The organism is Desertivirga arenae (assembly GCF_017355785.1).
In the GTDB taxonomy this organism is placed as follows: domain Bacteria; phylum Bacteroidota; class Bacteroidia; order Sphingobacteriales; family Sphingobacteriaceae; genus Desertivirga; species Desertivirga arenae.
The window spans coordinates 83,604-95,276 of record NZ_JAFEWE010000010.1 but is presented as its reverse complement, the minus strand read 5'-3'; the positions used below and the strand labels follow the sequence as shown (position 1 = coordinate 95,276).

5 protein-coding genes are annotated in these 11,673 nt (G+C 41.1%); 4 read left to right on the top strand and 1 reads right to left on the bottom strand.

What is annotated here, in order from left to right:
- Positions 1-57: 57 nt before the first annotated feature.
- Positions 58-2,244 (top strand): alpha-L-rhamnosidase-related protein, encoded by a 2,187-nt coding sequence (locus J4N24_RS18380; protein WP_207535182.1) that lies wholly within the window; start codon positions 58-60, stop codon positions 2,242-2,244.
- A 55-nt stretch (positions 2,245-2,299) separates the two neighbouring features.
- Here the strand turns inward: J4N24_RS18380 and J4N24_RS18375 are convergent, their stop codons facing one another.
- Positions 2,300-3,070: an IclR family transcriptional regulator gene (locus tag J4N24_RS18375; RefSeq protein WP_207535181.1), complete on the bottom strand. Its 771-nt coding sequence runs from the start codon at positions 3,068-3,070 to the stop codon at positions 2,300-2,302.
- A 261-nt stretch (positions 3,071-3,331) separates the two neighbouring features.
- Between J4N24_RS18375 and J4N24_RS18370 the strand changes: the two genes are divergently transcribed.
- The 3 genes from J4N24_RS18370 to J4N24_RS18360 all read left to right on the top strand — a co-directional run bounded on the left by J4N24_RS18370 (position 3,332) and on the right by J4N24_RS18360 (position 11,622).
- Positions 3,332-6,466 carry a SusC/RagA family TonB-linked outer membrane protein gene (locus J4N24_RS18370; protein ID WP_207535180.1) on the top strand — a complete coding sequence of 1,045 codons (3,135 nt, stop codon included), beginning with the start codon at positions 3,332-3,334 and terminating at the stop codon, positions 6,464-6,466.
- A gap of 11 nt (positions 6,467-6,477) precedes the next feature.
- Entirely contained in the window at positions 6,478-8,019 is a 1,542-nt protein-coding gene (locus J4N24_RS18365; protein WP_207535179.1) for a RagB/SusD family nutrient uptake outer membrane protein, read from the top strand.
- A 309-nt stretch (positions 8,020-8,328) separates the two neighbouring features.
- A complete protein-coding gene (locus J4N24_RS18360) occupies positions 8,329-11,622 on the top strand; it encodes a glycoside hydrolase family 2 TIM barrel-domain containing protein (RefSeq protein ID WP_207535178.1) in 3,294 nt (1,097 codons plus the stop codon).
- Positions 11,623-11,673 lie beyond the last annotated feature (51 nt).

Sequence of the window (11,673 nt, the reverse complement as noted above, 5' to 3'; positions counted from 1 at the left end):
GAATACCTGGGAAAAGACTAACGCCATTGTAACACCTTAGATTACATTTAATACTTTATGATGTTTAAACCTTTTAAACGACTGTTAACAGCAGGTTTTTTATTTTCTTCACTAGCAATGTCTGAAATTGCCGTTGCGCAAAGTAAGGCTACATGGATCTGGTATCCTGGCGATTTTGAGATCTGGTTGGGAAATAATATGCAGAATCGCCGTACAGAAAGGGCTTCTTTTTTTCCTCCCTTCTGGAAACTGGACAGTCACTATCCTTTAATTGACTTTCACAAAGATTTCGATTTGCCAGCAGCTGAAGAAGTAGACCTTTTTGTTGAGGGACAATATAACGTCAAGATAGATGGGAAAGCTATCTCAGGCTATCCGAAACATATCCGAATCCCTGCTGGAAAGCATAAATTAAGTTTAAAAGTTTTTAATCAGGCTTCCGTTCCGGCAATCTATGTAAAAGGGAGCAAAGTAGTTAGTGATGATTCGTGGTTGGTTACTTTCGAAGATAAAGAATGGATTGATGAAACAGGTAAGACTTCTGATAAATCAGGAACAACCTGGTTGAATGCCGGTGCCTGGAATTTCAATACTCCTCAAAGTACTCCCTCCAAGTTTAAACTAGCAACTAAAGCCCAGTCCGCCGTTAGTGTTCAACGGAATGGCAAATCATTACTTCTGGATTTTGGTAAAGAAACGTTTGGTTACATAAAGCTTCATGGTTTAAAAGGTAAAGGAAATGCAAACATTTACTATGGAGAATCTAAAGAGGAAGCTTTAGCTACTGAAACTTGTGAAACTCTGGATCACCTGGAGTTGAATCAGGGAGCTAAGAAAGATTCGGTTATGGAACTTACGAAAGCTTTTCGTTACGTGAATGTCCAATACGATGGGTCGGTTTCCCTCGATTCGGTTTCAATGCTTTATGAGTATCTTCCAGTTGCTGATCGCGGCGGCTTCCGCTGCTCTGATGACGAGATCAATAAGATCTATGACGTAGCGAAATATACCTTCCACCTTAACACCCGGGAGTTTTTTATCGATGGTATAAAACGTGACCGTTGGATATGGTCTGGAGATGCCTATCAAAGTTATTTGATGAACTATTACTTGTTATTCGATTCTCCTTCGGTAACCAGAACGCTTCTTGCTAACCGGGGCAAGGACCCGGTAACAAGTCACATCAATACCATTATGGACTATACCTTCTACTGGTTTATAGGTATTAACGATTATTACCAGTATACAGGCGACAAGTCTTTCATTAAACAGTTCTATCCTAGAATGCAAAGTTTGATGGAGTATTGCTTGTCAAGAAGGAATAAGAACGGAATGATGGAAGGTTTAGCAGGTGACTGGGTATTTATTGATTGGGCAGAGGGATTAAGTAAAAAGGGAGAGGTAAGTTTTGAACAGATCCTTTTAGCGCGAAGCCTGGAAACAATGGCAACGAGTGCAGAAATAGCAGGAGACACGGAAGGAAAAGCGAAATACAGTCAGTTAGGAGCAGAGCTAAAATCAAAGATATTTAAGAACTACTGGAATGATCAGAAGAAAGCTCTTGTACACAGTATGGTTGATGGAAAGCAAACAGAAAATGTGACACGCTATGCTAATATGTTCAGTATCTTCTTTAATTACTTCAACGAGGAACAGAAACAAGCGGTAAAACAGAGTGTGCTACTAAATGATAACATTCAGAAGATCACTACACCGTATATGCGTTTCTATGAGCTTGAAGCTCTTTGTGCTTTAGGTGAGCAAGCGTATGTTACCAAAGAGATGAAGGATTACTGGGGAGGCATGCTTAAGCTTGGGGCCACTTCCTTCTGGGAAGAATATAATCCTTCAAAAAAAGGAGCTGAGCATTACGCAATGTATGGCCGTCCGTTCGGGAAGAGTCTTTGCCATGCTTGGGGAGCTAGTCCTTTATACCTCTTAGGAAAGTATTATTTAGGAGTACAACCTACGGCACCGGGATATAATACTTATGTAGTAGAGCCAAATTTAGGTGGTTTAAAATGGATAGAAGGCAAAGTTCCTACCCCTAAAGGAGAGATAAGTGTTTATGCAAGTACGTCTCAAATAAAAGTAAAAGGAGATGAAGGCACAGGAACCTTGCGTTTCAAGAGTAAAAGTAAACCATCTGTAAAAGGTGGAAAGATCTCGGCGAAGGGTAACGGACTTTATGAACTTACTGTAGAAAAAGGTAAGGATTATATAGTATCTTATTCTTCCATATAAAAACAAAAAAGAGCAGGATTAACGCCTGCTCTTTTTTTAATTCAATTTCTCTATATCATAATCCTATTCTCTTCCTTATTCTATCAGCGCATAAAAACGCTTCTTTCAATATTTCCTCATTTTTTCTTCCCTTGTTGATATTCAAGGTTGTTAGTCTTGACACGGTAAGACACGCAACAACATTGCTGTCCTTATTTCCCACGGGAACGGAGATGTCTACTACTCCCTCAGCAAGATCACTCGTTTTTATGTAAGCCCCCTCCGTTTTAATTTGCTCTAATGAGTTTAAGAAGCTTCTTTTTTCAGTCGCACTAAATTCCTTATAGTGTGCATTTTCTGAAAGAAGCTTGTTCCTTTCTGCCGCCGGCATGTAAGCAAGCAACACCTTCCCGGAAGCAGTTAGCGGCAGGGGAAACAGATTACCCTCTTCCACGGAAAGAGCTATTGGCTCTGGACTTTTAACGTGTAGGACAACCATTAACTGGTCGAGATATAAGATGCTTAAATGACAGGATTGTCTAACAGCTGCGGCAAGTTCTTCTATCGGAAATTGGGCAGCTTTACATAACTCATCTATAGGTGAGTGCCTATGCGAAAGATGATAAAGCTTTAATGATAGCCGGTATTTCCCTGAAATTTCATCCCGCAGAACATAACCGCGCGTTTCCAGGCTTACAAGCATCCGGTAGATCTCATTTGAACTCCTGCTAATACCCGTTGCTATCTCCGTTTGGGAGAGGGGAACAGATTGTGATGATAAATACTCTAATATATCAAGGCCTTTATCTAAAGCAGGAGCCTGGTATTTGGATTCGTTTTGAGGCATTTAATAAAAGGTTGAGTCGGCTACAAACATAGTAATAGATTAGTTTTTGCACAGAAGATTTACAAGTTCGATAAAGATTTAAATATGAAAAACAGTTTCATATCTGAAATGTTCTCTTATTGCTGTAGGTCTTTAGACCGGTGACTAACTAATCAAATTTATAACCTATTATTCTATGGAATTATCAGGCTGACATTCGCGGCTTCATTTAAGCCCTTTCATTTACCATCATTTTTATTTCTACTAACCAATCAAAATTTTATGGAAACTTTAAGACATGCCTCCGGTGCTCATTGGAGGAAATCTCTGCCTTCGTGGCTGTTTTTAACGCTTTTTAGCTTATTTCTTTCCAGTCCCGTTTTTTCTCAGGAAGTAGTGATTACCGGAAAAGTTGTGGCTGCAGATGGGGAAACTCTTCCCGGTGTATCAGTTAAAGTAAAAAATAGCACAACTACTACAACAACTGATATTAATGGAAACTATCGGATTTCGGCTCCGGGTACCGCTACTTTAGTTTTTTCTTTTGTAGGATTTGCGGCTCAGGAAGTTGCAGTTAATGGAAGATCAACCGTAGATGTGCGTTTAAGTGCTGATACAAAATCGTTGGAAGAGGTGGTGGTAGTAGGATACGGAACTCAGAAAAGGGTTAATCTTACTGGTTCCTTGTCAACAGTATCTGGTGAGACATTAACTCAGAGGCCTGCTCCAAATGCAGCGAACTTGCTTCAGGGACGAGTTACTGGTCTACAGGTTACACAGCCATCCTCCGAACCAGGTCGCGACAATCCACAATTTTTAATTCGAGGTCGAGGAAGTTTCGGTGGAAGTACAAATCCTCTTGTATTAATAGATGGAGTAAATGGGTCGCTCAATAATTTATCACCCAATGATATCGAAAATATAACGGTATTAAAAGATGCTTCCTCTGCTGCAATCTATGGCTCGAGGGCGGCAAATGGTGTTATTTTAGTTACAACTAAGAAAGGTAAAAAAGGAACTCCAGAAGTCAATTATAGTATGAATATCGGCCAGCATACTGCTATAGGCTTACCCGATTTGATCACTAACTCCGCTGACTATATGGAGATGTATAATATGGCGGCAGCAAGGAGTGGTCTAAACACTTCTACTTATTATGCTCAGTCGGAGATTGACAAGTACCGTAACTCCACCGATCGCAATCAGTATCCAAATTTTGATGCAATTGACTATTACTTTAAGCCAGCGACAGTAACTAACCATAATCTTTCATTATCAGGAGCCAACGAGCAGACAAATTATAATTTATCTCTAGGTTATCTTGATCAAAAGGCTTTTTTTAAACAATACGACTTTAAGCGCTATAATGCCTTATTGAACTATTCCAATAAGGTTAACAAGAATATCACTGTAGGCACCAATATGAACCTGACGTACAGGAATAGGGAAGAGCCACCAGTGAGAAGTGAGTTTATGGCCTTAACTGTTTACGCAACGGGACCGCTATATGGGCCTTATCTTCCAGACGGAAGTGGTCGTGTGGTGGCAAGGGCGTATAATTTTGAAGGCAGGAACCGGAACGTTTCGGAGTATTATCTAATGGGTGACCAGCAAACAAAGGAATATAACCTGAATGGCCAGGCGTATATGGACCTTAAGTTCCTGAAAGATTTTACCTGGTCATCTAAAGTTGCTGTAAACTATGGTGATGAATTTTTTAAAATGCATCAGGTTCCATACGATGTTTATTTATTGCAGGAAAGAGACGCAGTTACCGGTGACTATTTAAAGATCAATGGCTTCGGTCCTGATATACTAGGTGTTACTGATCAGTATTCCAAAACTATCACAACCACATTCTATTCCACCCTAAACTATAACAAGACTATCGCAAAAGACCATAATATTGGCGCACTTGCCGGGTATGAGCAGCTATCTACAAGGTTTAGGACCTTAAGGGCAAGGAGGCAAAACACCATAGCCCCCGCAATTGATGAGATTTCGGGATATACGACGACCAATGAGTTTGTTAACTTCAATCCAACTCATCCTCGGTTACCTTCTTTGTCAGATCCTTACGAATGGGCTCTTCAGTCGGTTTTTGGGCGTGTAAATTATAATTACAAAGGAAAGTACCTAATTGAAGGAAATTTACGTTACGACGGAACCTCAAAGGTATCCCCAGATTACCGCTGGGGTTTATTTCCATCAGCTTCTGTTGGTTGGAATGTAGCCCAGGAGGATTTTGTCCGCAACAAGTTTAACTGGATCAATAATTTGAAATTAAGGGCCTCCTATGGTACTCTCGGAAATCAGGACGTCGCTGTTTATCTATATCAAAACACGATCAGTTCCGGTAGCAGCTATCCATTCGGAAATACTACCCCTCAGGCTGCTGCTTTGGTTAATTCTTTTAGAGATCAAAGCCTGCGTTGGGAATCAACCAGCGTTGCCGACATTGGTCTTGATTTCTCTGCATGGAGAGGTTTGCTCGGTATTACGTTTGATTGGTTCAACAAAAAGACCTTTGATATATTAGCTCCACAGCCTATTCCATTAAGTCTGGGTCTCGATGCTCCCACATTCAATCTTGGTAAACTACGGAACAGGGGATTTGAATTGGAGTTAAGTCACCAAAATAAATTAGGAGATTTCAGTTATGGCTTTAATGGTCAGCTTTCCCGAGCTAAGAATAAGATCCTTGAACTAAAGGTGCCTTCACTGGGTTCAACAATACGCGATGTTGGATATGAGATTGATGGACATTACTTGTATGAATGGGATGGGATTTTCCAGGAGTCTGATATCAGCAGTGGAAGTTATCCAAAGCATGCTTTGAATCCGAACCCTAAAGCCGGAGATCTTAAGATGAAGGACCTTGATGGAAACGGAACTGTTGACGCTGCGGACCGTACGTTCGTTAAGGGAGCATATCCTGATTATATTTACTCGTTTGGCTTAAATGCAGGATACAAAAATTGGGGCTTTAGTGCATTCTTCCAGGGTGTTCAGGGAGTTAAGAGTCGTCAAACGGGTTGGGGAGTAGATCCTTTTACCCAAGGTACAGCACCAACTGAAAAATGGAGAAATGCCTGGACTCCAACCAACCCATCTAATACTTTACCTGCAATTTATGCCGGTAGCTATGTTGGAGTTACAAGTTACCAGTCGTCTACATTCTTCTTATCTGATGCGTCTTATTTGCGCTTAAAAAATGTAGTACTTTCTTACAATTTACCTCAAAAATTGCTATCCAGAGTTAAGTCTAAGTCGGCGCAAGTGTATGTATCTGCCGATAACCTTTTCACCATCACTGATTTTGAATTTGGTGATCCAGAACGCGCAGGAATATCTACAGGTACTCCTCCTTATCCGCAAGCAAGAATTTTCAGTGCAGGACTTAATGTTAAATTTTAATTGAAAAGAACATGCGTATTAAAAATATAATCTTGTTTTCCCTGATAGCAGCTGCCATCGGAACAAGCTCATGTAATAAAGATTTTTTAGATAAAGATCCATTAAAGGATCCTTCAAGCGGAACGTTCTGGACATCGGAGGCCGATGCACAAGCAGCGTTAGCTGGTGTTTACGGCCGGCTTCAGGCAAACTTTATGGGTTATCAGCGGGTATATCTGGATGGTTTGAGTGATAACGCTTATGGTGACCCGCAGAATTCCTTCCTTCCTAATATTGCTCAGCTAACCACTGGTGGTATCAATGCAGGCCTGGGTAGTGGATCTCCAATAGGAGTATTGTACAGTACCCCGTATCGTATTGTAACCTCATGTAACTACTTCCTTGACAACATTGACAAGGCCCCAATCTCGGAAACAAATAAAAACGTGTATAAAGGGGAGGTTCGTTTTATCAGAGCTCTAGCTTATTTTGACCTGGTTCGCGCTTTCGGGGGTGTTGTTATTTATGATCGTTTTCCTGAAACCTTAGAATCTGCTAAAATTGCTAAAAGTTCTCGCGAACAGGTATATGCGTTCATAGAACAAGATCTTGATTTCGCGATCACTAATTTGCCTGTCGCAAAATACAACGGCCACGCTGTAAAAGGATCAGCGCAAGCATTAAAAGCCAAAGTTCTCATGACCCAGCGGAAATGGGCTGAGGCTGTCCCGCTGCTGCAGGCGGTTATCGATTCGAAAGTCTTTGGATTAGCAAACGACTACGCCGGCATATTTAAAACTGCTGGTCAGGCGAATGCAAATGTCAATAAGGAGATTATTTTTTCAACCCAATACCTTGCACCAAATAACATTCAAAGGGCTCTTAATGGGATGGATTTAGAACTCGGCAATTATGCGCTACTTCAACCATATAAGGACCTGGCGGATGATTATGAAATGATAGATGGTAAGCTTCCTTCAGAGTCTCCATTATACAATCCTGCTAATCCCTACGCTAATCGTGATCCTAGGCTGGATTTGACAATGAAGCTGCCTAACGAAATCTGGAAAACGCCGAGCGGAGCTACCTTTACTCCCGCCAATATCTCCAGCACTGGTTTTATGATGGAGAAATATGTCGATTTGTCCAGAACTCCATTCCAGCCGGCAACTACGGCTAATCAAACCGATCAAGACTATGTCCATTTAAGATATGCAGATGTTTTATTGATGTATGCAGAAGCAAAAAATGAAGTGAGTGGCCCGGACGCAACTGTTTACGGTGCTATAGATGAAATAAGGGCCCGCGTTGGTATGCCAGCCGTTGACCGGATAAAATACAATTCGCAGGCTTTACTGCGCGACTATATCCGCCATGAAAGAAGGGTAGAGCTTGCGCTCGAGGGTGAGCGTTATAATGACCTTAAACGCTGGAACATTGCCCATATTAAGCTTCCAACACTCAAAACACCAGCAGGAACATCTTTAGTGTTTGATCAAAAACATTATACTTTACCATTCCTGCAATTTGAGCTGGATAATAATCCTCAGTTGGTGCAGAATGATGATTATTAATAAATTTGATAAGGCAGACAGGAGTTCCTTATCGACTGTCTGCCTTATTGATACTTCAAAATTTGATGCTTTAATATGAAATTTATAAGTAGCGTTATCGTTTTCTCACTTTTGTATTAAGCTTTCTGATCCTCATAATGCGAAGGTAAAATCGTATAAAAGTAGGGGAACATGGTATAAAAAACCAATTAAGGGGTAATTTACATTTGCTAAACTGACCTGTTCTATAAACCTGGAATAACGCGTGACTTAGGTTTATATGCAGCCTGCTTTTTTATAACATACACTTTTTTAATCCGGTTTCTTTAGATGAAACGATACTTATTGATTGTTCCGATTCTTGCACTAGCTGTGAATTCCTATGCTCAGCTGGTAGACAAAACGCCTGCTGCTGTCCCTGTAGTACCTACTATCTATAATAGAGAACCATGGGAAGATCCATTAGTAAGCGGCATTAATCGTGAACCTTCCCGTGCTACAGCTTATTCCTTTCCAGATGTTAATTCGGCACTAACTGGGAACCGGGAAAAAAGCAGCAGGATGATCTCTTTGAATGGGAACTGGGATTTCTCTTTTGCTTTCAAACCGGCTGATGCTCCAAAGGATTTTTATAAAAGCCGGGTTTCCGGCTGGAAGAAAATCGAAGTTCCCTCAAGTTGGGAAATGAAAGGTTACGACAAGCCTATATATAAAAGTGCTGTTTACCCGTTTCGTCCGGTAAATCCACCTTACGTTCCTCATGATTATAACGGAGTAGGAAGCTACCAGAGAACTTTTTCCCTTCCCGACAATTGGAAAGATATGAATATTACACTTCACTTTGGAGGAGTAAGTTCTGCTTATAAAGTTTGGATTAACGGTAAGTTCTTAGGATATGCGGAAGATAGTTTCTTATCGTCTGAATTCAATATCACGCCATACCTGCAAAAAGGTGAAAACGTAGTTTCAGTACAGGTGATCCGTTGGAGCGACGGCAGTTTCCTTGAAGATCAGGATCATTGGCGAATGAGTGGAATACATCGCGAAGTAATGTTACTTGCTGAACCTAAGATTCGAATTGCTGATTTCCACTGGCAGGCAAAGCTCGATAAGGATTATAAAGATGCAGTGTTCAGTATTCGTCCAAGAATTGAAAACCTTACTGGCAAGGTAGTTTCGGGTTATAACGTAAAGGCCCAGCTTTACGATAAGCAGGGCAAACCTGTATTTGAGAAAGCTCTGGAAAGATCTGCGGAAAGCATTATTAACGAGATATATCCCCGCCTGGATAATGCCAAATTTGGTCTTTTAGAAACTAAAGTCAAAAATCCTGCAAAATGGAGTGATGAAGCACCTAATCTGTATACACTTGTCCTCTCGCTTCAAGATAGTACGAGCCATGTATTAGAAGCTAAAAGCTGTAAAGTAGGTTTTAGAAGTATTGAGTTTTCTAAAACGGATAGTAAGCTATTAATCAACGGTAAAACAACCTATTTGTACGGTATCAACCGTCCTGATCATCATCCCACAAAAGGAAAGGCCTTGAGCCGTGAAGATATTCTACAAGATGTTCAAACTATAAAACGTTTTAACTTCAATTGTATCCGTACCAGCCATTACCCTATGGATCCTTACTTATACGACCTTTGCGATGAATACGGTATCCTGGTTATTGATGAAGCAAATCTTGAAACTCATGGACTGGGAGGAAAGCTAAGTAATGATCAGCAGTGGACTGGTGCTTACCTCGACAGAAGTATTCGGATGGCGATGCGTGATAAGAATCACCCAAGTATTATAATTTGGAGCTTGGGGAATGAGGCTGGCCGGGGACCAAACCATGCGGCAATGGCTGAATGGCTCCATGATTTTGATATTACCCGTCCTGTTCATTATGAGCCGGCAATGGGTAATCCGCGCCTGGAAGGTTATATTGATCCTTCTGACCCACGCTACCTGAAGTCAAACGACCACTCTCATCGTATTCAAAATCCTCAGGATTCATACTACATTGATATAGTTAGCCGCATGTACCCGGGTATTTATACTCCTGAACTTTTGGCGAACCAGCAGAATGGAGATAAACGTCCGATTTTCTTTGTCGAATACGCCCATGCTATGGGTAACTCCGTTGGAAATATGAAGGATTTCTGGGATAAATTCAGAAGTACGCCAAGAGTGATTGGTGGTGCCATCTGGGAATTTAAAGATCAGGGTCTATTACAGAAAGACAGTGCCGGGGTAGAATATTACGCTTACGGTGGCGACTTCGGTGAGAAGTACTTCGATAACTTTACTATTAAAGGAGTAGTTGCTTCTGATGGCCGTCCGAAAGCAGCAATGTGGGAATGTAAACGCGTTTATCAGGGTGCACAAACCAACCTTGCTGATGCTTCCAAAGGTCTGATAAAGGTACTTAATCGACATGCTGTTAAGTCACTGGGAGACTATCTTGTTTCTCTCGTGGTAAGGGAAGACGGCAAGGTTGTAGTTAACAAAGTACTGCCAAGAATCAACCTTGCGGCAGGAAGAGACACTTTGATTAGTATTGCTAAATACCTTCCTATAATGAAGGCAGGGGCTGAATACCTGGCAGATATTCATTTTAGTTTAGCCACCGATCAGGTTTGGGCACCAAAAGGGTTTGAAGTTGCTTCCAACCAGTTTGCGCTTACTCCCCTAGTAAAACCTGCAACAAATAAAGTTCCATCAGGAAAAGTGGCAGTTAACGATGCTGATAATAGGATTACAGTTAATGGTAATGGCTTTGCAATAGGTTTTGATAAGCAAAATGGAGCTTTAACCTCATACAAAGTAAATGGAATTGAGCAGATTTTTGCTCCCTTATTGCCTCATTTTACACGCCCGCAAACGGATAATGACAAACGGGGATGGAAGACACATAAAAAGCTTAAGCAGTGGTTTGAACCCGCAATGAAATTGGTTGAAACTCGTTCTGAAAGTGTGAATAACGGCCAGAGTGTGAAAGTTTCTTCTAAATACTCTTTAATAAATGACAGCGCTGCTGTTCAGGTAAACTATACGATTTCTGCCTCAGGATCAGTTAAAGTAGATTATGCTTTGTCTGTAAAACCAGGTTTACCAAATATCCCTAAGGTTGGGATGCAAGGAGGTATTGCAAGAGCTTACGACCAGATTACCTGGTATGGAAAGGGGCCTTTAGAAAACTATATTGACCGTAATTATGGCTCTGATGCGGCCATCTATTCGCAACATATCATGGATTTTATGGAACCATATGCTGTTCCTCAGGAAAATGGTAATCGTACAGATGTACGGTGGATGTACCTGGCAGACAAGAAAAAGAATGAGGGCCTTTTAGTGCTTGCTGATAGCCTTTTAAGTATGAGTGCCTGGCCTTATACCGAGGAGAATATTAGCAGCGCAAAGCATACTAACAAATTGAAAGATGCAGGTTTCCTTACGCTTAATATTGATCTGATTCAAATGGGAGTTGGAGGAAATGATAGCTGGAGCGATGTAGCTGCTCCTTTGGATATCTATCAAATCCCGGCTAAATCCTATCAATACAGTTTCTATCTGATGCCAGTTAAAGCGGCAGCCGACAAGATTCAGGAAAAGGTAAGGCAGATAAAGAACTAACAAAAAAGATAACCTATACCGCCGGATTCTGGTCCGGCGGATTGTAATAAA